The following is a 21,767-nucleotide window of genomic DNA, read 5'->3' as shown; positions in this document are numbered from 1 at the left end:
TCATAATGTAAAAGATAGGATTATAGTCAGAAAAGTGGTAGAATAAATTATAGTAGAATCAATTTTCAGTAGAGTGCTAGTTTAGCCATATGTTAATTGATTCAGTTTGAAATGACATTTTCTGTTTGGCTGGATAGCCCATAAGGAATTCCTTATGTCACTATGAAACTAGGTGGTAATCTACGGAATGAAAGAACAATTTTCTAAATTGTTTGGTTTAACCGAACGAAGCAGTGGAGACGAAGTGAAACAAATTTCCGTTGAAGAGGTTGTCAGCAGCCCATATCAACCGCGGACTATTTTTGATGAAGAAAAAATTGATGAGTTATGCCAAACGATTAAAACGTTAGGTGTAATCCAGCCAATCGTTGTGCGTCAACGTAATGGAAAGTATGAAATTATTGCTGGCGAAAGACGTTGGCGAGCAGTTAAAAAACTAGGGAATGAGACAATTCCTGCTATTGTTAAAGATTTTAACGATTCTCAAGCAGCTTCAATTGCATTAATTGAAAATCTCCAGCGTGAAGGTTTAACATCAATTGAAGAGGCAGTAGCATATCAGAATCTGATTGACTTACATCAGCTTACGCAAGAAAGTCTTGCTCAGCGATTAGGTAAAAGTCAATCTACGATTGCAAATAAGATTCGCTTGCTTCAACTTCCTGATGTAGTGAAAACTGCGTTAATGGAACGTAAAATTACAGAACGTCATGCTAGAGCGTTATTATCTTTAGATACCGAAGAATTACAGTTGAAGGTTTTAAACGAAATTATTGCTAAAGACTTAAATGTTAAACAAAGTGAAGCAAGAATCGCTTTTTATAAACAATTGTCTCAAAACAAGAAGAAAACGAAACGGATTTCTTTTACTAAGGATGTTCGTTTAGCATTAAATACGATCAGACAATCGATAGATATGGTATCAGATTCAGGACTGGAAATTAAAACGGCAGAAAGTGATCATGAGGATCACTATGAAATCGTAATTAAAATTCCAAAAAATAAGTCATAACTTTTTTTAATTTTAAGCGTTAATTATATGTAATGACGATTTTCATTAATGAATATTTTCATTTATATGTGCAGAGCAGTAGAAGCATAGCTGTTTATCATCAGGCGCTTGTTTAATGAGTGACATATGCCATCCCCATAGCGAGCGTGATTGATGATATTACGCTTGTGTCTTTTTGTAGCGACAGCTTAAGAGGATGGGAGAAGCCCTCTTTGTTTGACAACTTGATTATAAGAACTACAAAAAGATTTCTAACGAAGGTAGATACAGTTATTATTTTATGATTGTGTTACCGGAATTATATTGAGGTGAAAAGTTTGTCTAAGATTATTGCGATTGCAAATCAAAAGGGAGGCGTCGGTAAAACGACAACTTCTGTAAATTTAGGAGCTGGGTTGGCATCAATAGGTAAACGTGTTTTACTGATTGATATTGACCCGCAAGGGAATACAACAAGTGGGGTTGGCGTTAATAAGGCAGATGTTGAAAATTGTATTTATGATGTTTTAATTAATGAAGTTGATCCTAGGGAAGCGATTGTACCCACGATGGTTGATGGTCTATCCATCATTCCTGCAACAATTCAACTAGCAGGTGCAGAAATTGAGCTTGTCCCAACGATTTCAAGAGAGGTACGCTTAAAAAGGGCAATTTCACAGGTGAAAAGTCAATTTGATTATGTCATTATTGATTGTCCTCCATCGTTAGGCATATTAACCATTAACTCATTAACTGCTGCTGATTCAGTCCTTATTCCTATTCAGTGTGAATATTATGCGTTGGAGGGACTAAGTCAGTTATTGAATACTGTACGCCTAGTCCAGAAGCATTTAAATACCTCCTTGCAAATTGAAGGGGTTCTATTAACGATGTTTGATGCACGGACAAACCTTGGTATTCAAGTTATTGAAGAGGTTAAGAAGTACTTCCAACAAAAGGTATATAAAACAGTTATTCCTCGTAATGTAAGATTGAGCGAAGCGCCTTCACATGGACAATCCATTATTACGTATGATCCAAAATCTAAAGGTGCTGAAGTTTATTTAGAGTTGGCAAAGGAAGTGGTTTCCTATGAATAAACGTTTAGGTAAGGGATTAGATGCATTAATTCCCTCACTTTCTGTGAAAGAAGATGACAAGGTAATTGAAATACCTTTGAATCAATTGCGTGCCAACCCATATCAACCACGTAAATCTTTTGAAGAAGATGCTATTCGAGAATTGGCTGAGTCGATTCGTGAGCATGGGGTAGTACAACCAATTATTGTTCGAAGTGTATTGAAGGGTTACGAAATTATTGCAGGTGAACGAAGATTCCGTGCATCACAATATTGTGGCAATACAACAATACCTGCAGTAGTTCGCACATACTCAGATCAGCAAGTGATGGAAATTGCACTAATTGAAAATTTACAACGTGAAAATTTAAATGCAATGGAAATTGCGGTTGCATACCAAGGATTAATGGATCAATTTAAATTAACTCAAGAAGAGTTATCTTTAAAGGTTGGGAAGTCAAGATCTCATATTGCTAATTTTTTGCGTCTATTGTCTTTACCTGAAGAGGTGAAGGATAATGTTTCACGTGGAACACTATCAATGGGACATGCACGTGCATTAGCTGGTTTAAAGGATACTGAGATTATTAAAGATTTAGCAACACAATGTATAGACCACGAATGGAGTGTTCGCCAGTTAGAGGATGCCGTTCAACAGTTAGATCGTAGTAAAAAGCAGAAGGCAAAGATTCAAAATAAAAAACGTGATCCATATATTGATGAAGTAGAGGAATATTTGAGAGAGCGTTATAAAACAACTGTTAAGATTAAACCAAATAAAGATAAAGGTAAAATTGAAATTGCCTATTATAACCAACAAGATTTACAAAGATTATTAGATCTATTGAACGGATAAGTTTATTATAATGACATAGCTATCTTGGTTATAGTATTTTTTTCCAAGTGGTTATGTCATTCTTATCTTGGAAACAAGTGACATTATTTGGAGGTGAAACTTCCTGAATAAGCAATCCGTTATATATTTGGATCATGCTGCAACCTCTTGGCCAAAACCTCCGACTGTAATTCAAGCAATTACTGCAGCAATGGAGGCACCAATTACAAGTTCGGGAAGAGGTAGCCATAGTATGGCATTAAGTGCTGGTAGAATACTGCTGGAAACAAGAATGAAAATAGCGAAATTATTTCATGTAAAAAATGAAAACCAAATTGTATTTACAGCAAATACTACAGAAGCACTAAATTTGGCCATTAAAGGATTTTTAAAGTCAGGTGACCATGTTGTTACTACGATGTTGGAGCATAATTCAGTACGGAGACCACTAGAGTTTTTGCAGCGAACACAAGGGGTTATGGTGGACTATGTTGAGGTGGATGAAGAGGGACATCTAGATTTGGAGAAGGTTAATGAGGCCTTTAAACCAAATACTAAGATGTTAATTTGTTGCCACAGTTCTAATCTGCTAGGAAATATTTTACCGATAGGTGATTTGGCACAGATTGCACACCAACATGGTGCAGTAATTGCAGTAGATGCTGCTCAAACAGCCGGAATTTATCCTATTGATGTACAGCAGTTAGGGATTGATTTGCTTGCTTTTCCTGGTCATAAAGGATTGTTGGGTCCACAAGGTACAGGGGGATTATATATTGCACCACATATCGAGCTGCAGCCTCTCATTCATGGGGGCACAGGGAGTCAATCTGAGGAACGTGAGCAACCAAAGGTGTTGCCTGATCGATATGAAGCAGGAACAATCAATACAGCTGGAATTGCCGGACTAAAGGCAGGTATAGAGTTTGTTTTAAGTTATGGAGTAGGCAATTTATATGAACATGAATGGAAATTAACACAGTTAATTATGGAGAAATTAAAAGAAATACCTAATATTTCCTTATTAGGTCCCCAATTAGGAAAGCCAAGGACAGGCATTGTTTCTTTTAATCTATTAAATAAGGATGCGTCAGAGGTTGCTTTTCAATTAGATCGATTTCATCAGATTGCAGTGAGAGCGGGTTATCATTGTACCCCATTAGCGCATCAATCTGCACACACTGCTCGTAAAGGTGCTGTACGTGTTAGTGTAGGTTATAATACTACAGAAGATGATATTTCTAGACTTGTTCAGGCTGTCAAATGCATTGAAGCAGGGGAACAATCTTACTAAAGAGTCTCATAAAAGAATTGTATATAATAGTTGTATAAAATAGTGATAGTGATATAAAAAAGTTGTATAAAATGTCGTGTGAGCAGCATAACCACCTTAATGCTAGAGGAGAAGAAGTTGGAATGTCAGATTTGAATCAATTAATTTCAGAGCAGTTGTTTGTGATACTTGGTGGTTTAGTTGTTGTTGTGTTTTTAATGTTGATATGGAATTTTGTACAGGGTCATAAGCTTCGAAAATTGCGTAGAAAATATGAGGCGATGATGCAAGGTACAGGCATTGAAAACTTAGAGGATTTACTTGTGGATTTAAAGGTACATCAGGATAAGATTGAAGATCGACAGGAAGAGCAAGGTAATCAGCTTCGTTCTATATTTAATTGGATTCCTAAACAGCATACTAAGGTTGGGATAAAGCGTTACAATGCATACGGTGAACGTGGAAATGACTTGAGTTTTTCGATTGCGTTGTTAAGTGAAGAACAGGATGGTTTTGTTATTACTGGTTTATATAATCGTGATGGTAGTTATGTATATGCCAAAGCAATATCTAACGGTGAATCAAGTCATACGTTGTCACCAGAAGAGAAGGAAGCTATTACTTTGGCACAAACTAGTGGGAAATAATCGCATTTGTTCTACAATGCAGATTTACGTAAATTGTAATTCCATTGCTTCATTGCTGAATGGAGGCTAGCTGCGATAATTTCGGAAAGTGTCATAACGAGGCTAAGCCTTGTATTTTGCAAAACAAAATATTCCATGAAACCGCCGACATTGACGATACCTGTAAGATGGATATCGCCAACCGGCGGTAATTGTTTATTTACGCCTGCTCCAGGTTTAAGTGGACCTTTAACGACTTGGATCGAGCCGACACTGCTGCTTTGTCCAAGGCAAGCATCAATACCGATAATAAAAGGATTGGTGAATTTTTGTTCAATTTCATTTATTGTTTCACCCAAATTTACGGCATGGACGGGGTGTTCAAGCGTACCGTATAAATGGAAAAAAGAGCTATTATATTTTGCCAATGAGGTGCCAACTAATGGTCCAAGACAATCTCCAGTGGAGCGGTCTGTTCCAATACAAACGACAACCACCTGTTGTCCAGGTGTAACTTGTGATAGATGGAGTAGTAGTCGATGTGCAACAATAGAATGAACGTCTGGTTCAGTGTGTGGAACTTTTAAGCAACTTAATTCAGATGGATTATTTCTAGGGAATATTGGTGACAATGTGATCACTCCTCTTCTTTGGACAATTGTTTATGGATTATTAGTATATGGAAAAAATATGAATTATATACTGTGACTAAAGGAGTGGGACTTGTGGAAGAGTGGTTAGTCATGGCATTTGACTCTACACAACAGGCGCTCAGGGCTGAAATGCTACTAGAGTTTGCAGAGATTGAAATAGATTTATGTCCAACACCAAAGGAAATAACTGCTGCATGTGCATTATCAATTCGTTTCCCAACTCAGTATTTAAGTAAGGTAAGGCAAATTATTGAGGAGCAGGAAGTAGAGATTCGGGGGATTTTTATAAAGCAGGCTATAGATACAGATAATACAGATAATATGTATGCTGAACTATAAACGATGTTCAAATAGATTTATGATGGAATTATGATGGAATTTAAAACAATACACCTTAATGTGGATGTGGAGTGAGGAGGGGAGTATGTATAAGCTACTTAGTAGTGGGGCAGACGGGGTAGACCCTTTAATTGAAGTTACGAAATGGTCCGATACCTTATTTAAATCTTTTACGAATACAGAAATGTGGGAGAAGATCATATTTTCAGGCTTTCGTATTATTTTAATTTTTATTTTGACACGAATCTTGATTCGTATTATTTATAAAGTAATCGATCGTTCTTTAAGACGTAGAGATAAAAGTCGGTTGAAAATGAATCCAAGGCGGTTTATCACTGTAGGTAAATTGCTGAAAAACGTAACCTCGATCGTAAGTAATCTTATTATGGTTATGCTCATTTTTGGCGAATTTGGGTTTGATGTCAGACCACTTTTGGCGGGGGCAAGTGTGCTTGGTTTAGCGATTGGTTTTGGTGCACAAAGCTTAGTGAAAGATGTAATGACTGGCTTTTTTATCATTTTAGAGGATCAATTTGCAGTCGGTGATGTTATTCAGACAGGTACCTTAAGAGGAACGGTGGAAATGATTGGATTGCGATCTACACGACTTGTAAGCTCAACAGGGGAAGTTCATATCATTCCTAACGGAATATTTACGAATGTAACCAATTATTCTGTGGGTAATTCGGTAGCGATTATTGATGTTCCCTTTAGTGCCGATAAAGAACTTGAAGAAAGCACAGCGCTGCTGAAGAAAGCTATGGACAGGCTAGCGGAGGAAAATGAATATATTACTGAGATGCCAACAGTATTGGGAATTCAGACGTTAAGCACAACCGAATTTATGCTACGTATTATGTGCAAGTGCCCAGTGGGTGCGAAATCAGAGATGGAGCGATTAATTCATAAATATGTAAAGCAAGCGTTAGAGCAGCAAGCAGAGTTTAGCATTTAAAGTCGAGCGTTTAGGAATATAAAAAATTATGCTGTTAGGTTCAGGCTTGAATATTAATCTAAAATTTGAGTTTAATTTGGACGCGGATTGGTGGGGGATTACAGTGGAACGTAAACAGTTTCAATTAGGTGATATTGTACAAATGAAAAAAAACCATCCTTGTGGTAGTAATGAAATGGAGATCATTCGGATGGGAATGGATATTAGAATTAAATGTGTAGGCTGTAAACATAGTGTCCTTGTACCAAGGGCAAAGTTTGAAAAAAATATGCGTAAAGTATTGCGTTCGGCTTCACCAGAAAATGATGCTTAGAGAATAAATGAAGTCGTTAAATTATTGCATTGAAATATTGGAGATGATATAATTTTAGTTACGTGTTTAACTAAATAATTAGCTGGAGAAGTACCCAAGAGGCTGAAGGGACCGCACTCGAAATGCGGCAGGTCGGGCAACCGGCGCATGGGTTCAAATCCCATCTTCTCCGCCAGCATGAGGTCGTTAATTTAACAGATTAACGGCTTCTTTCTTTTTAGCTTTGCCAAGAGCTTTGCCAAGAAGGAAAAGTCTTAATTTTCTAACTTAAAATTTTGATGCAGAGTAGCCACATATATAATAGAAGAAACTCGTTTTAACTTTGGTAAAAAGCACTACATTTATGCCCAAATATAATATGTTAGAAGCTGAATGAGCAATTAATGTCATTATAATATTATGTGATTATTTATCATGTTACATGAGACTTGTTATAAAGTAAAAATAAAGCTTAGCTTATTTAAAAAATAAATGAGAAAAAGGACCTTTTTTAAGGGTCCTTTTTCTTCAACGTAAAAGATTATCTTTTACGATTTATAAGTAAGTGTGCACTCCAGGGAGACACACTCCACTTGTACGAGACGACGGAACTGATTTGGATGATAACACTGATTTGAAACATCTGATATTCAACACGTCTTAAAGGAAGAGGGGTCTTCTTTTTCGAAACGCAAGTAGTTGTTGACCATTTGCATGGGCGAAAGCTACTTACGATTTAACGTGCTTCATTTTCTTTAGCTTCGAAATTTGAGTGAATAACAATCCTGATCTTGATGGCGTTTCGCTACGTTGTCCAACGGAACCACACCTCTCTTGTCCGTCGTCTCTAAAGGTATTATGCTACAGGCTCATGCCTTTTATGCATGAAAAAAATAATAAAATTAATTTAACTTAAATAATAAAATTCAACTCTAATGTAGAGGGAAGGTAGGCACAAGGCACACTTAGGGATATTAATGAACACGTGCTTTCTCCGCCTTTTTCCACTTTCGATCTTTATTGCTTGTTTCCGGGAACTTGTCACCACGTTCTAATTTTATCCGTTTCGGATTTTGAATTTCAGTATGGAAGCTTCTTGCTTCGCCCACTTCCGTATATATACCTGGGTTAGGAGCCTTGTCACCTGGTTCAAATTCTGTTTGTTCGCCCATATAAATCCCCTTTCTTGTCATTGTTAATTTGTAAAACATTAATTAGTGTTTCTATTGTGAAGAAGCTTCATGTACGATTATTTTTAACTCTAAAGCAAGATACTGTTAATGAATGTTTAAAGAAATTATGATTGGGTATATTTAACGAATTTATGATGAAGCTTGAAGTCAATACTTTAAAGCACATTGGCTTATAGAAATATGTCATAATCAATTTTATTGGAAGAGAACATTAGCTTGCATTAACTAATAAGATTTGATATATTTATATAGTTCGAGTGTTTATAAACTCTCGATCCTTGCTCCCAGGCTTTACAGATTGGGGGCCATAGTCCATAAGGAGGTGAAAATTATGCGCAAATATGAATTGATGTACATTATTCGTCCAGAGCTAGAGCAAGAAGCTCTTCAAGCTGTAGTCGATAAGTTCCAAGGCATCATCCAAAACGGCGGTGAAATCACTAAACATGATGTTATGGGTAAGCGCCGACTTGCGTATGAGATTAACAAGATCCGTGATGGAGTTTATGTATTGGTAAACTTCACAGCAACACCTGATGTTGTTGCAGAGCTTGAGCGGATTCTTAAGATTTCCGATGAGGTTATCCGTTATCTCATTACAAGAGACGAAGCCTAAGTTTAGGTGATTAACACGTAACCGAAGGAGGGGAATACCTTGTTGAACCGTGTCATTCTTATTGGACGTCTCACTCGTGATCCTGAGTTGCGTTATACACCTTCTGGTGTTGCAGTAACTCAATTCACTATCGCAGTGGACAGACCGTTCACATCGCAAGGTGGAGAACGTGAAGCTGATTTTATTCCTGTCGTGACATGGAGACAGTTGGCTGAGACTTGTGCAAACTATTTGCGTAAGGGTCGTTTGACTGCAGTGGAAGGACGTATTCAAGTACGGAATTACGAAAATAACGAAGGCAAACGTGTATACGTAACCGAAGTCATTGCCGATAATGTCCGTTTCTTGGAATCCAGCCGTGAAAGCGGTGGAGCTGGCAACGGACCAAGAGAAGAACAAAGCTTTGGTGGTGGCAACACAAACCGTAGCAATAATAACTTCTCAAAGGGCAATCAAGATCCATTCTCTGACGACGGTAAGCCGATTGATATATCGGATGATGATTTGCCATTTTAAATATGGAAAGGACTGAATCGAATGAGCTTTAAACCAAGAGAAGGCGGAGACGATAAAAGACCGGCTCGCCGTGGCGGACGTAATAAACGTCGTAAAGTTTGTTACTTCACAGTAAACAAAATTACTCACATTGACTATAAAGACACTGAGCTTTTGAAGAAATTCATTAGCGAGCGTGGTAAAATTTTACCTCGTCGTGTTACTGGTACAAGTGCGAAGTATCAACGCCTTTTGACAATTGCAATCAAACGCTCTCGTCAAATCGCATTGCTACCGTACACTACTGAATAATAAGTATCAAAAAGCTGACTAAGCAGGGTAACCTGTGAAGTCAGCTTTTTTTATGTTTATGTTAGGCCTTTTGATATTGCTAGAATGCCGATACAAAGTATCCAACAAGCAGTAGGAAATAGACTATTTTACGGCTTAAAATAAAGAAAGCGCTTTTGCTATGAATAAAAAAAACATCAAATATACATTACACTCAAATTACAATTCATGTGATATATAAAATATATGTTAAAAAATATATCATGCATATATCAAAAAGTACTTGGAATATTGATGGATATGGGGTATATTATTAAATAATTCAGAATCACACCTATGAATACTTGAAAGTCAAGGTATTTTATTTTTTTAAATTAATTTGACCCTTGGTTATTTATACGAAATTGTGAATAAAACAATCATTTTGTTGCATCTACAAATTTATATAAATTGATAGTAGTCCGATAGTAGTCAAGGAGCAACTAATTTTATTTATTTTTACACTTTATGTAATATGTATGAAAACTTAATATGTTTTGTAAATTACAAGTAGAGATGGTTCAAAGTTAGCGTCATAATTATGTAATATATTATTTATTTATAATATATATTTCTGCTAAACAAAGAAGTAAAAAGCTTTGGAGGGGGTCTAACCTAATTTAGCAGTCAAAGTAACACAGGATTAGGTCTTGAGAGAACATTAAAAATGAGGAGGATTATGAATGAAGAAAAAAGGTACAGCATTACTAGCTCTAGTACTCATGATGTCAATGGTATTAGCTGCATGTGGTGGTAAAGCAGAGACAAAACCAGAAGCAGGAAACCCAAGTAATACGAGTACAAATGCAGAAAAGGGAAATGCGGGAAATGAAAGTGAAGCTGAATCAGGACTTATTAAAGCTAGTGATCCAACCAAAGTTCCACCTGCTGCTCAGCAACGTAAAGATACTTTAATCATTGCAACTGTTGACCCTAAAGGTATTTTTAACCCAATGTATCAACAAACTGCATATGACTTTTTCATTAATTATACCTTATTTGACACTTTCTTAGAGGTGAAAACAGACGGTACTTATACTGAAAGTCTTGCTTCTAAAGTTGACGTATCTGAAGATGGTTTGAAGTATACATTCCATTTGAAACCAGATGTTAAATTTACAGATGGTACACCAATGACAGTGAAAGACTATGTGTTTACGTTAAAAATGTACCTAGATAAGAGCTATGATGGCGATTCTGATCCACTTAGCTATAACATTGTTGGTGCTAAGGAATATAACGAAGGTAAAGCAACTGAAGTTTCCGGTCTTAAAGTAATTGATGATCATACAGTAGAGGTTACTGTAAGTGAAGCGACAGCATTAACTTATGCAGAGCTTGGAACTGTTCCAATTTTACCTGAGAGTTATTATGGTAAAGCATACAAACAAGGCAACTTAGATGGAGTTAAAGCTCTTAACTCTAAACCACTCGGTATATGCTTAAAGCATATAAACCTGGTCAAGAAGTAGACCTTGAAGCAAATGCTTCTTATTTCAGAGGCGCACCTAAAATTAAAAATGTAATTTTCAAGACAGGTACTGATACTACTCATTTAACTAATATGACAAGTGGCGCTACTGATCTTAACGCCGATATCGCTGTTACAGAAGATAATGTAGAAACATTAAAAGCTTTAGGTTTTGCAAACATCAACCTATTGCCAAACAACGGTTATGGTTATATCGCATTTAACCATAAGCTAGATAAGTTTAAAGATGTAAAAGTACGTCAAGCTTTAACTTATGGTCTTAACCGTGCTGAGATCGTTGAAGCAATCTATGGCCCGTATGCTCGTGTAATTAACGTTCCTCAATCGAATGTATCATGGGCTTACACTGAAGAAGGTATTGAAACTTACGACTTCAACATGGAAAAAGCAAAACAATTGCTAGATGAAGCAGGTTGGAAGGTTGGTTCTGACGGTATCCGTGAAAAAGACGGAAAGAAATTCTCAATTAACTTCTCTGCAACTGCAGATAACCCAGTTGTTGATGCATTACTTCCAGTTATGACGCAAAACTATCAAGAGCTTGGAATTAAGCTTGAGAAAGAAACACTTGATTTCAACGCAATTAGCGATAAGCAAAATACTGGTGACTTCGAGATGTTCTTTGCAGCATGGGGGTTAACACCAGATCCAGATACAACTGTATTTATGACAGGTGGTCCACAAAATAGAATTGGTTACTCTAATGAAAAAGTAGATGAGTTAACTAAAAAAGGTAAATATGAGCGTGACGTTGAAAAACGTAAAGAAATTTATAAAGAATTGTATCAAGAGATAAATAAAGATGTTCCAACTATTCTTATGTACCAAAGAAGCAACATGGTAACATATAGTGCTCGCGTTGATGGCTTTGATATTTCTCCATACAAAGATTACCCATATAGTTTGTTCCAAGCACAATTGCAACAATAAACAAGTGAGGGTGTGCCCAGTTGATTTAGGCTGGGTACACCCGTATTTTGAGCCAGGAGGAAATTTATAATGAAGCAGTATATTATTCGACGGCTGCTGCAAATGATTCCAACAATGATAGGGATATCTATCGTTGTATTTGCAATTTCTGCGATGGTACCAGGAGATTATATTACCGCCAAACAAAACCCAAACATGACTCAGGAAAAAATTGATCATTTGCGTAGTGTATATGGACTTGATCAGCCTGAATATTTACGTTACTTTACTTGGGCAGGTAATATGATTACAGGGAATATGGGGGATTCTTTTCAGCATCAGAAGCCAGTTACAGAGGTCATTTCATCTTATGTATGGAACTCATTTGTTATCGCCTTTGCGAGCTTAGTATTAAGTTGGATGATTGCGATTGTGACCGGTGTTTTCTCAGCCAAGTTTCAGTATTCATTATTTGATCGAATAATCACGATGATTGTCTTTATATGTATGTCCTTACCATCCTTTTTTATAGGACTCTTATTAGTTAAAGTATTTGCACTTAACCTTGGCATTTTACCAGTGAGTGGGATGACCACTGCCGGCTCTACAGCGACAGGACTAGATTATGTCCTAGATGTCGCGAAGCATAGCGTACTTCCTGTTACGGTGTTAACGATGATTAGTACAGGTAGCTTAACCCGCTATTTCCGTACAAGTATGTTAGAAGTAATCAGACAGGATTATATCCGAACTGCGAGGGCAAAAGGTTTAAAAGAACGTACCGTTATTTTCAAGCATGCATTGCGTAATGCTATGATTCCAGCTATTACTTTGCTTGGCTTTGAGCTTCCTGCTTTATTTGGCGGCGCAATGATTTTAGAGCAAATTTTTGTATGGCCGGGGATTGGTCACATCTATCTAGGTTCCATTAATATGCGTGACTATCCGTTTATGTTAGGTTTTACAGTATTTCTCGCTGGATTAACATTAATAGGCAATCTGATCTCGGATGTATTGTATGGTATCGCTGATCCGAGAATACGCTTGAAGTAGGGGGAGATTATTTTGTCCGCAGAAGTAGCCTCTGTGAATAAGAAAGCAACGACCAAGCCATTAGCACCTGATTCTATATGGAAAATGTCATTAAGACGTTTTGCTAAAAATCGGTTAGCAGTGGGTGGCTTTATTATAATTGTATTTATGTTTTTACTATGTTTTATTGGACCGCTGTTATCGCCATATAACCTGTATGATGTGACCGTAAAGGACAAAAATTTAGCTCCTTCTATGGAGCATTGGTTAGGGACTGATAAGTTAGGCCGTGACATTTTGTTACGTGTTATGTTAGCTGGTCGGATATCTTTATTAGTAGGTTTAGTAGCTACTGTAATTACCGTGGTAATAGGTTCAACTTTGGGAGCATTAGCTGGCTTTTATCGTAAATGGGTTGATGCAGTTATTATGCGTATTTGTGATATCTTTATGGCATTGCCATCATTACCTATTTTAATTATTTTAGGTGCGGTGTTGTCTGACTTGAAGGTTCCGTCTGATTATCGAATTTATTACCTTATGGTAATTATCGGTGTGCTCAGCTGGACTAGTTTAGCGCGTTTAGTACGTGGTCAGATCCTAACGTTACGTGAGCAGGAATTTATGCAAGCCACAGAAGCACTAGGTTTAAAGGATAGACGCAAAATTTTCCGACATTTATTGCCAAACACAATTCCAATTATTATTGTGTCAGCGACATTGTCTGTTGCTAGTGCGATTTTGTTTGAATCCGCAATGAGCTTCTTGGGGATTGGTGTTGTTCCTCCAACGCCTTCATGGGGTAATATGATTTCCGCAGCCAACAATTTAGTGGATTTTAACAAACGACCATGGCTTTGGATTCCACCAGGTATGTGTATTTTGTTAACGACAGTGTCCATTAACTTTATTGGTGACGGACTACGTGATGCGTTAGATCCGAAGATGAAGAGGTAATAACAAGGATCGGATGGATAAGGAGAGTTTAAGATGGCTAAAGATCTGGTAGAATTCCGAAATTTACAAACTCATTTCCATACCTCAGCAGGAGTTGTTAAGGCTGTAGATGATGTGAGCTTTAAAATACGTGAAGGTGAAACTCTTTGTGTCGTAGGAGAATCTGGCTGTGGTAAAAGTGTTACCGCCATGTCATTGATGCAGTTAATTGAAACTCCTCCAGGCAAAATTGCAGGGGGCGAGATTTTATTTGAAGGTAAGGATTTATTGAAAATGAGCAAAAGGGAAATGTCGAGCATTCGTGGGAACGAAATTTCGATGATATTCCAAGAGCCAATGTCTTCTTTAAACCCTGTCCTGACCATTGGTCAACAAATTGTGGAGCCAATCTTGCTCCATACGTTATTGGATCGTAAGGCAGCAAAGAAAAAGGCAATCGAACTCATTAATCTCGTAGGTATTCCTCGTGCTGAAAGTATTTTTGACAGCTATCCACATGAGCTTAGTGGTGGAATGCGTCAACGGATTATGATTGCCATTGCGCTAAGTTGCGATCCTAAATTATTAATTGCAGATGAGCCTACGACCGCACTCGATGTAACGATTCAAGCGCAGATTCTTGATCTTATGCGTGATATTAAGAAAAAATTAAATACATCCATTATGTTGATTACACATGATTTAGGTGTAGTAGCAGAAATGGCGGATTACGTAGTTGTTATGTACGCAGGTAAGGTAATTGAAGAGGGTCCTGTACATGAAATTTTTAAAAACCCACAACATCCTTATACACAAGGGTTATTAAAGGCAAGACCTGTAATGGGTCAAAGACAGGAAAGACTATATTCGATTCCAGGGCAAGTGCCAAACCCAATCGAGCTTGGTGTTAATTGTCATTTCCATGATCGATGTGTTTCTTGTATGGATGTGTGTACAGTGAAACAGCCTTCCCTTCGGGCCTATGAAGTACCAGAACATAAAGTATCCTGTTGGTTATATGAGGAAGAGAGGGAAGCACAGTGACACAACCTTTAATACAGGTAGAAAACCTCAAGAAGTATTTCCCAGTAACTGGTGGTGTTTTTCAACGTACAGTTGCTCATGTGAAGGCAGTAGATGATGTGTCCTTTAATATTCATAAGGGTGAAGCTTTTGGCTTAGTTGGCGAGTCTGGTTGTGGCAAAAGTACAATTGGGCGTACCATTTTACGATTACATGAGAAAACTTCTGGTAATGTGTTATATCAAGGTAAAGATATTTATGCGTTACCTAAAGAAGAAATGCGTAGATTGCGTCCTAAGCTACAAATTGTATTTCAGGACCCATTTAGCTCCCTAAACCCTCGGATTAAGGTGGGCCATGCGATTGGCGAGGCTTTATATGATCATGGGATTAAAGATCCTAAAGAAGTGAAGCGTCGTGTGTTAGAAACGCTGGAGATATGTGGACTCGCAAGTTATCATTATGATCGTTACCCACATGAGTTTTCTGGGGGACAACGTCAACGGATTGGTATCGCTCGTGCACTGATTCTAAATCCTGACTTTGTCGTTGCTGATGAGCCAGTTTCTGCATTGGATGTATCCATTCAAGCTCAAATTATTAACTTGTTAAGTGATCTAAGACGTGATAAGCAATTAACTTACTTATTCATCTCACACGATCTTGGTGTTGTTGAGCATTTATGTGATACTGTAGGTGTAATGTACCTCGGTTCTATGGTTGAAATGGCTAGCAAGGATGAGTTATTTGCAAACCCATTACATCCATATACAAAAGCATTGATGTCTGCAATTCCAATTCCTGACCCTACAGCTACAAGAGAACGGATTGTATTGCAAGGCGATATTCCAAGCCCTGTGAATCCACCGTCTGGATGCAAGTTCCATACAAGATGTCCACTAGCGACAGATATTTGTAAACAACAGGTTCCGGAATATCGTGATGTGGGTAATAATCACTTTGTTGCATGTCATTTAGTATAATAATATATTAGGTTGGACACATTTGTGATTTTGCAGTTTGCTATTATTAGCCGTTCTTATCGTTTTTTAGCGATAGGGACGGTTTTTGTAAATTATATGCTATTGTTGTATTCAAAATCCTCAATGTGGTATAGTCGAAAAGGTAGAACTTCGAAATTAGGATCAATAGGTTCGTTACCTTTTTGTAAATTTTATTGATCCTATAGCGATTACAATAACAGTAATTGTAATTCATACTTTTTTTGATGCTATCATTCACTTATATTTCCAGATGGAGGAAAACAATGTTAGAACGGAAAAGTCGTAAAAATAGTAAACCAGCAAAGAAAAAAAAGAATAAGGTCAAAATTGCTAGTATCTCCTTAATTATTATCATCTTAATTGGGGCAGGAGCATATATATATCGTAAGGAAATGGCTGTACTTGCATTTGATTTATTTTTATCGGGTCAAGTTGAAGAGACACTAGAGAAGTCATATGCTCCAATTGAAGGTGATGAGCCTAAGCCTGTAGTGGAAGCTAATCAAGAGATCAAACCTTTTAGTGTATTGTTGCTAGGTGTTGACCAACGTGAAAATGAGCCGGCACGCTCAGATACGATGATTTATTCGATTATACGTCCTATTGATTCTAAAGTATTATTGTTATCAATTCCACGTGATACGTATACCGAAATCGTTGGAAGAGATAAAGAAGATAAAATTAATCATGCCTATGCCTTTGGTGGAGAAAAAATGGCGATAGATACGGTTGAGAATTTTTTAGGTCATGATGTTGGTTATTATGCAGCGATTAATTTTGAGGGATTGCGCGAGGTAGTAGATGCACTTGGTGGTGTAGAGCTTCCAATCACTAAGGATATCGTTAATAAAGAGAAGGCTCATGAAAAGTTTACAATTAAAGCAAATAAGCCACTATATGATGGACAGGAAGCGCTAAATTTTGTTCGTTATCGTGAAGATGGCGCAGATAATCGTACAAAACGACATTCAGTATTTTTAAATGCAATGGTAGACAGAATGCTCAAATTAGATCAGGTTGGGAAAATTCCAGAGTTAATTAGCATGTTAGGCAACAACTTTAAGACAGATATGACACCAAGCTTTATTATTGAATTATCGAAGCAAGTATTGTTAAATCAACGACCTGAGATTAATGGATTCACAATTGCAGCAGAGGGTAAAAGAATGCATGGGATTTATTATGATATCGTTAAAGAGGATGACCTAAATTACGCAAAACAATTAATAGAAAATTGGTCAAATCCAAATACTAAAGCAACAGAACTCCTTAATCCTTTAGACAGAGATAAGCATGAGAAAAATGATGAGACTGAGTTGGGGAATAAAACTAAAAGTCAAAAAAGTCAAAAAAGTAGCACAACTTCAAAAACAAAGTCTTAATAGACCTTATTAGATATATTTATTAATTCCTCGGCAGTCCGGTTTCGGCTGCCGATTTGTTGCCTATGGCAAATCATAGATAATTTTAGGAGGATTTGTTTGTATGAATATTGCATTTTTTTTACTTCCTAAGCATGATGTTGTAGCTGTAACCTTAGATTCTACATTGAGACAAACCTTAGAGCGTATGGAGTTCCATCGTTATACTGCCATCCCGATTATAGGAGATGATGGTGTGTATGTAGGCACTGTGACCGAAGGCGACTTGTTATGGTACATGAAAAATTCAGAGGGCAAGGTAAACTTTGATACAGCTTCAAAATACTTATTAAAGGACGTTCCACTAAAGGTGCACAATAAGTCTGTTCGAATTGATGCTGATATGGAAGATTTAATTTCGCTAGCTAAGGTACAAAACTTCGTGCCTGTTGTAGATGATATGGGGCGTTTTATCGGGATTGTACGTCGTAGTCAAATTATTGAGTATTGTGAAAAGTTTGTTACTGTGGCTCCTTCTAATAAAAAATAGGACGATATGTTGCCATTTTGTGCAATCGGTTTCCTGTTTTATTTTGTGTTATAATCAAAAATAAAGCACTTTTAAGAAGGGTGGAAGCTGTCTACCATGCATAAAGAAATGGATGTGGCTAAACGCGCCAAGGTGATTGAATGGCTTAAAACAGAAGTAATTGATCACGTATCTCGTTTGTTTAAAGGTTTATGGGAAGGCAGCACAACGCGAGTAAGCGATAGTTTAGCGAGCTTAATTGTTAGTAGTTATATTCTTGGTCGCAGACTAGGCATATCTTATCGTGATTTGGATGATACCGTTCTGGAGAAGCTAAAAAAACATAAGCAGGAAGGTCACCAGTTAGAAGACTGGTATCAGGATATTTCTACTTTGGAAGAACATATGCGTAAGAGGTGAATAATTTGAAGTCACGTTTTTCATCGGTGGCATGGAGTTTTGTATATTTGTTATTGTTGTTATCTTTGCCCACTACGCTAAATGTAGTTACCATTTTCTTTATTACGGTTCCTGCATTGATTATGTATACTACACTATCAAAGGCAAAATTTATTAGCTTTGTGATTGGTGTATGGATTATTGCAGGTGTGGTGAGTACGTTAATCTACAATCATTTACACATCGGGCTGTTTGTTATTTTGCAAGCGATCTTTTTTATTATCCCTGCTTTAGTGATGGGACATCTGTACAAGACTAGAGTTTCTGCAATAAAAGTCATTTTAGGTGGAACCGTTTCGATATTATTAGCAAGCTTGGGTATATTAGTCATTGGCGCATCATTTTTTAATTTTAATTTAGCAACTAACATTCAAGAGATAATAAGCATAGCGATGGCTAATGTTAAAAATGTAGCGGACTCTCCAATTGCGGGTAGCGCTTTGTTAGCAGAGGATCTGCCTGAACAGTTGTCTGCGTATGCGATGCATATGCTTCCGTTTACATTAATTATTTGCTCGTTCCTCATTGCTGCTGTTGCTCATACCGTGAGTAGACCAACTCTAAGCAGTATGGGTGTAATCGTACCCAAATTACCTAAGTTACGCGAATGGAAATTACCGCGTTCCCTCGTATTTTATTATTTAATTAGTGTAATTGTTACGATCGTCGTTGGACCTGAGCATAATCTTGGCTTTGTAAGCATGATTTTTGATAACCTCATTCCATTGCTTCGGTTCTTGTTCATTCTTCAGGCAGCAAGCTTTATATTTTTCTTGTCTCATTTCAAAAGGTGGGATCCTGCACTAGCAGTCGTATTGCTTGTTGTCATGTTATTCGTTCCACTTGGATGGTTAATAGGGGTTCTAGATGTCGCCTTACCACTACGTGAATCCATTACTAGATCAAGACGATAGGGTGAGAATGCATGTCTAATTTATTACAAAAACGTTGGCATGGGTACCATTCGGTATGGGTATTTTTGCTGCAGCTTCTACTTGTTATCGTCGTTTCTTACTACAATTGGATAATCGGCTTAGTTTTACTGTGTCTGGTGCTAATTCTTAACTATGGCTTAATTCAAGCTGAGCGCCGTTTTAATAAAGAGCTGACGATGTATGTTACCAACTTAACGTATCGTGTGAAGCGTGTTGAGGGTGAAGCATTACAGCACTTACCCTTTGGCATTGTTTTATATAGCACTGAGCATACGGTGGAATGGCATAATCATTTTGTCTGCGCCATGTATGATAAGGAAACATTAATCGGTGAGTCTTTGTCCGAGTTATTTCCCTCTATAACGTTATCCTCTAAGGATAAAAAAAATGAGGAAGCAAAATCACCTATTGAAGTGACATTAAATGGTCGTTACTACGAGCTAGTTATGAATGAAGTAGAACGTTTAATTTATATTCATGATGTAACAGAGCTTGCAATTATGCGTGAGCAATATGAGGGGGGCAAAGCTGCCCTAGGTATTGTCATGCTGGATAACTTAGATGAAGCAACCCAAGGGATGGATGATCAACAACGTACAGCAATTATTGCTAGAGTTACAACGGTGTTAACGGATTGGGCGAAGCAAAATAACGTTTATCTAAGAAGGTTATCCTCTGAGCGTTCCTTAATGATTTTAAACCAACGTACACTTGCTTTGTTAGAACAAACTAGGTTTGTTATTTTGGATGAGGTCAGAGAAATGACCGCTGATTTAAAGGTACCTATGACTTTAAGTATTGGGCTTGCTACAGGCGTTGATAGCTATAGTGAGCTAGGGGAGCTAGCAGGCTCCAGCTTAGATATGGCATTAGGCCGAGGTGGGGATCAGGCGGCTGTGAAAGTGGGGCAACGCTTATCCTTTTATGGCGGCAAAACAAATGCCATTGAGAAGCGTACACGTGTAAGGGCTAGAGTCATCGCTCATGCTTTGCGTGATTTGATGCAAGAAAGTGACCGCGTCATTATTATGGGGCATCGTATTCCTGATTTGGATGCGATTGGTGCTTCTATTGGTGTGCTTAAGGCGGCAGATATGTTTAAGGTAGAGGCACATGTCGTGCTTGATGGGCCAAATCCGAGTATAGAGCGGTTATTGGAACGGATCGAGAAGGACGAGGCACTTGCAAAAAGGTTTATCACGCCTGAGCAAGCATTAAGCATGATGACGGAGCATACATTGCTGGTGTTAGTGGATAACCACAAGGCTTCAATAACTATGGAGCCTAAGCTAGTTGAAAGAGCACGCCGTGTTGTGGTGGTGGATCATCATCGACGTGGTGAAGAGTTTGTCAACGATGCCGTGCTTGTTTATTTAGAGCCGTATGCCTCCTCCGCTTCTGAGCTTGTGACAGAGCTCCTGCAATATATCCATGAGAAAGTCGTATTAAGTCCACTAGAGGCTACTACGTTACTTGCGGGGATTACGGTGGATACGAAGCATTTTGCACTACACACTGGCTCTAGAACGTTTGAAGCCGCTGCATTTTTAAGACGAATTGGTGCAGATACGGTGATGGTTCAACGGTTATTAAAAGAAGATTTACAAGAATATATTGCGAAAGCAGATATTATTAAGCATGCTCGTATTATTCATGGGCATATTGCACTTGCAGTTACAGAGAGCAATACTAAAATTCCACAATTGTTAATAGCTCAAGCTGCGGATACTTTGCTGAATATGACAAATATTTTGGCTTCCTTTGTGATCAGTGAACGCCCAGATGGCTTAATAGGGATTAGCGCACGTTCTTTAGGCAGTATGAACGTACAGGTTGTCATGGAGCGACTAGGCGGAGGTGGGCATTTGACCAATGCTGCGGTACAATTAGAAGGAACCCAAGCTGAAGCGGAGAAAAAACTGCTTGAGGTACTGGATGAAATAGATCAGGAAGAGGGGTTATTTGAATGAAAGTAATATTTTTGAAGGATGTTAAAGGACAAGGTAAAAAAGGTGAAGTTAAAAACGTATCTGAAGGTTACGCACAAAATTTCCTAATTCCACGTGGGTTAGTTTCTGTGGCAACTGAAGGGAACATGAAGACGTTAGATAATCAGACTGCGGCTGAGGAGCGTCGTAAGGCGCAAGAGAAGGCAGATGCGGAGGCTCTTGGTAAAAAGCTTGAAGAAACGACAGTAAACCTAAAAGCGAAGGCTGGTGAGGGTGGACGTTTGTTTGGGGCAATTACAAGTAAGCAAGTAGCTGAAGCTCTTCAAAAAACAGGTGTAAAAATCGATAAGCGGAAAATTGAGCTCTCAGAGCCAATTCGTACCCTTGGTGTAACTAAGGTAACAGTGAAGTTACATCCGGAAGTGAAGGCAACGTTATCGGTACAAGTAACGGAGGAATAA

The 21,767-nt window shown here is 37.8% G+C and carries 23 protein-coding genes, 1 tRNA gene and 1 pseudogene; 23 read left to right on the top strand and 2 right to left on the bottom strand.

All coding sequences use genetic code 11. The features are described 5' to 3' along the window. Positions 1–187 precede the first annotated feature (187 nt). The 5 genes from noc (at position 188) to ABE099_RS18660 (ending at position 4,825) form a co-directional block, all read left to right on the top strand. Positions 188–1,012 (top strand): nucleoid occlusion protein, encoded by an 825-nt coding sequence (noc, locus tag ABE099_RS18680; RefSeq protein ID WP_430032756.1) that lies wholly within the window; start codon positions 188–190, stop codon positions 1,010–1,012. Between the two features lie 317 nt (positions 1,013–1,329). Continuing rightward, positions 1,330–2,091, top strand: a complete 762-nt coding sequence (locus tag ABE099_RS18675; RefSeq protein ID WP_430032754.1) for a ParA family protein — start codon at positions 1,330–1,332, stop codon at positions 2,089–2,091. Further along, the gene (locus ABE099_RS18670) at positions 2,084–2,926 is read left to right on the top strand and encodes a ParB/RepB/Spo0J family partition protein (protein WP_430032752.1); all 843 of its coding nucleotides are present in this window, start codon (positions 2,084–2,086) and stop codon (positions 2,924–2,926) included. The genes ABE099_RS18675 and ABE099_RS18670 overlap by 8 nt, the downstream gene beginning before the upstream one ends. A 127-nt stretch (positions 2,927–3,053) precedes the next feature. Next, entirely contained in the window at positions 3,054–4,199 is a 1,146-nt protein-coding gene (locus ABE099_RS18665; RefSeq protein WP_430032750.1) for an aminotransferase class V-fold PLP-dependent enzyme, read from the top strand. 122 nt (positions 4,200–4,321) lie between these two features. Continuing rightward, entirely contained in the window at positions 4,322–4,825 is a 504-nt protein-coding gene (locus tag ABE099_RS18660; protein WP_430032748.1) for a DUF4446 family protein, read from the top strand. Between the two features lie 11 nt (positions 4,826–4,836). On the opposite strand, the gene yyaC is transcribed toward ABE099_RS18660, so the two are convergent. Then, positions 4,837–5,436 (bottom strand): spore protease YyaC, encoded by a 600-nt coding sequence (gene yyaC / locus ABE099_RS18655; RefSeq protein ID WP_430032746.1) that lies wholly within the window; start codon positions 5,434–5,436, stop codon positions 4,837–4,839. 111 nt (positions 5,437–5,547) lie between these two features. Here yyaC and ABE099_RS18650 point away from each other — a divergent pair, with 111 nt between their 5' ends. From ABE099_RS18650 to ABE099_RS18635, 4 genes are all read left to right on the top strand, one after another. Then, the gene (locus ABE099_RS18650) at positions 5,548–5,796 is read left to right on the top strand and encodes a DUF3343 domain-containing protein (protein WP_430032819.1); all 249 of its coding nucleotides are present in this window, start codon (positions 5,548–5,550) and stop codon (positions 5,794–5,796) included. A gap of 85 nt (positions 5,797–5,881) precedes the next feature. Next, positions 5,882–6,751 (top strand): mechanosensitive ion channel family protein, encoded by an 870-nt coding sequence (locus ABE099_RS18645; protein WP_430032744.1) that lies wholly within the window; start codon positions 5,882–5,884, stop codon positions 6,749–6,751. Positions 6,752–6,854: 103 nt separating this feature from the next. Then, positions 6,855–7,064, top strand: coding sequence for a DUF951 domain-containing protein (locus ABE099_RS18640; protein WP_430032818.1), 210 nt, complete (start codon positions 6,855–6,857; stop codon positions 7,062–7,064). A gap of 84 nt (positions 7,065–7,148) precedes the next feature. After that, a tRNA-Ser gene (locus ABE099_RS18635) sits at positions 7,149–7,239 on the top strand. 778 nt (positions 7,240–8,017) lie between these two features. Here ABE099_RS18635 and ABE099_RS18630 read toward each other — a convergent pair. Beyond that, positions 8,018–8,215, bottom strand: coding sequence for a YjzC family protein (locus ABE099_RS18630; protein WP_430032742.1), 198 nt, complete (start codon positions 8,213–8,215; stop codon positions 8,018–8,020). 352 nt (positions 8,216–8,567) lie between these two features. On the opposite strand from ABE099_RS18630, the gene rpsF reads away from it, so the two are divergent. From rpsF to rplI, 14 genes and pseudogenes are all read left to right on the top strand, one after another. Further along, on the top strand, positions 8,568–8,852 hold the full coding sequence (gene rpsF, locus ABE099_RS18625) for a 30S ribosomal protein S6 (protein WP_210089872.1): 285 nt from the start codon (positions 8,568–8,570) through the stop codon (positions 8,850–8,852). Positions 8,853–8,891: 39 nt separating this feature from the next. Continuing rightward, positions 8,892–9,368, top strand: coding sequence for a single-stranded DNA-binding protein (gene ssb / locus ABE099_RS18620; RefSeq protein ID WP_430032740.1), 477 nt, complete (start codon positions 8,892–8,894; stop codon positions 9,366–9,368). Between the two features lie 21 nt (positions 9,369–9,389). After that, a complete protein-coding gene (gene rpsR, locus ABE099_RS18615) occupies positions 9,390–9,659 on the top strand; it encodes a 30S ribosomal protein S18 (protein WP_210089874.1) in 270 nt (89 codons plus the stop codon). Positions 9,660–10,360: 701 nt separating this feature from the next. After that, positions 10,361–12,099, top strand: a pseudogene (locus tag ABE099_RS18610) (ABC transporter substrate-binding protein). Positions 12,100–12,168: 69 nt separating this feature from the next. Beyond that, positions 12,169–13,131 (top strand): ABC transporter permease, encoded by a 963-nt coding sequence (locus ABE099_RS18605; RefSeq protein WP_430032738.1) that lies wholly within the window; start codon positions 12,169–12,171, stop codon positions 13,129–13,131. Between the two features lie 12 nt (positions 13,132–13,143). Then, a complete protein-coding gene (opp4C, locus tag ABE099_RS18600; RefSeq protein WP_430032735.1) occupies positions 13,144–14,067 on the top strand; it encodes an oligopeptide ABC transporter permease in 924 nt (307 codons plus the stop codon). A gap of 33 nt (positions 14,068–14,100) precedes the next feature. After that, on the top strand, positions 14,101–15,090 hold the full coding sequence (locus ABE099_RS18595) for an ABC transporter ATP-binding protein (protein ID WP_430032733.1): 990 nt from the start codon (positions 14,101–14,103) through the stop codon (positions 15,088–15,090). After that, positions 15,087–16,052, top strand: a complete 966-nt coding sequence (locus tag ABE099_RS18590; protein WP_430032731.1) for an ABC transporter ATP-binding protein — start codon at positions 15,087–15,089, stop codon at positions 16,050–16,052. Before ABE099_RS18595 ends, ABE099_RS18590 begins: the two co-directional genes overlap by 4 nt. A 284-nt stretch (positions 16,053–16,336) precedes the next feature. Next, entirely contained in the window at positions 16,337–17,455 is a 1,119-nt protein-coding gene (locus ABE099_RS18585) for an LCP family protein (RefSeq protein WP_430032729.1), read from the top strand. Between the two features lie 103 nt (positions 17,456–17,558). After that, positions 17,559–17,984, top strand: coding sequence for a CBS domain-containing protein (locus ABE099_RS18580; RefSeq protein WP_430032727.1), 426 nt, complete (start codon positions 17,559–17,561; stop codon positions 17,982–17,984). Positions 17,985–18,080: 96 nt separating this feature from the next. Further along, positions 18,081–18,383, top strand: coding sequence for a MazG-like family protein (locus tag ABE099_RS18575; RefSeq protein WP_210089881.1), 303 nt, complete (start codon positions 18,081–18,083; stop codon positions 18,381–18,383). 5 nt (positions 18,384–18,388) lie between these two features. Then, on the top strand, positions 18,389–19,336 hold the full coding sequence (locus ABE099_RS18570) for a DUF2232 domain-containing protein (protein ID WP_210089882.1): 948 nt from the start codon (positions 18,389–18,391) through the stop codon (positions 19,334–19,336). An 11-nt stretch (positions 19,337–19,347) separates the two neighbouring features. Next, complete coding sequence (locus tag ABE099_RS18565; protein ID WP_430032724.1) at positions 19,348–21,327, top strand: DHH family phosphoesterase; 1,980 nt, start codon at positions 19,348–19,350, stop codon at positions 21,325–21,327. Beyond that, a complete protein-coding gene (rplI, locus tag ABE099_RS18560; protein WP_210089884.1) occupies positions 21,324–21,767 on the top strand; it encodes a 50S ribosomal protein L9 in 444 nt (147 codons plus the stop codon). The genes ABE099_RS18565 and rplI overlap by 4 nt, the downstream gene beginning before the upstream one ends.

It is taken from the genome of Paenibacillus turicensis (assembly GCF_050461185.1).
Classification (GTDB): domain Bacteria; phylum Bacillota; class Bacilli; order Paenibacillales; family Paenibacillaceae; genus Fontibacillus; species Fontibacillus turicensis_A.
The sequence above is the reverse complement of the archived record's forward strand: the minus strand, read 5'-3'. Positions and strand labels throughout refer to the sequence as shown.

Excerpts from the sequence above, each read along its gene's own strand:
- noc (WP_430032756.1), top strand. The coding sequence starts at position 188 with ATGAAAGAACAATTTTCTAAATTGTTTGGTTTAACCGAACGAAGCAGT.
- ABE099_RS18670 (WP_430032752.1), top strand. The coding sequence starts at position 2,084 with ATGAATAAACGTTTAGGTAAGGGATTAGATGCATTAATTCCCTCACTT.
- ABE099_RS18660 (WP_430032748.1), top strand. The coding sequence starts at position 4,322 with ATGTCAGATTTGAATCAATTAATTTCAGAGCAGTTGTTTGTGATACTT.
- ABE099_RS18650 (WP_430032819.1), top strand. The coding sequence starts at position 5,548 with ATGGCATTTGACTCTACACAACAGGCGCTCAGGGCTGAAATGCTACTA.
- ABE099_RS18645 (WP_430032744.1), top strand. The coding sequence starts at position 5,882 with ATGTATAAGCTACTTAGTAGTGGGGCAGACGGGGTAGACCCTTTAATT.
- ABE099_RS18630 (WP_430032742.1), bottom strand. The coding sequence starts at position 8,215 with ATGGGCGAACAAACAGAATTTGAACCAGGTGACAAGGCTCCTAACCCA.
- rpsF (WP_210089872.1), top strand. The coding sequence starts at position 8,568 with ATGCGCAAATATGAATTGATGTACATTATTCGTCCAGAGCTAGAGCAA.
- rpsR (WP_210089874.1), top strand. The coding sequence starts at position 9,390 with ATGAGCTTTAAACCAAGAGAAGGCGGAGACGATAAAAGACCGGCTCGC.
- ABE099_RS18605 (WP_430032738.1), top strand. The coding sequence starts at position 12,169 with ATGAAGCAGTATATTATTCGACGGCTGCTGCAAATGATTCCAACAATG.
- ABE099_RS18595 (WP_430032733.1), top strand. The coding sequence starts at position 14,101 with ATGGCTAAAGATCTGGTAGAATTCCGAAATTTACAAACTCATTTCCAT.
- ABE099_RS18585 (WP_430032729.1), top strand. The coding sequence starts at position 16,337 with ATGTTAGAACGGAAAAGTCGTAAAAATAGTAAACCAGCAAAGAAAAAA.
- ABE099_RS18580 (WP_430032727.1), top strand. The coding sequence starts at position 17,559 with ATGAATATTGCATTTTTTTTACTTCCTAAGCATGATGTTGTAGCTGTA.
- ABE099_RS18575 (WP_210089881.1), top strand. The coding sequence starts at position 18,081 with ATGCATAAAGAAATGGATGTGGCTAAACGCGCCAAGGTGATTGAATGG.
- ABE099_RS18565 (WP_430032724.1), top strand. The coding sequence starts at position 19,348 with ATGTCTAATTTATTACAAAAACGTTGGCATGGGTACCATTCGGTATGG.
- rplI (WP_210089884.1), top strand. The coding sequence starts at position 21,324 with ATGAAAGTAATATTTTTGAAGGATGTTAAAGGACAAGGTAAAAAAGGT.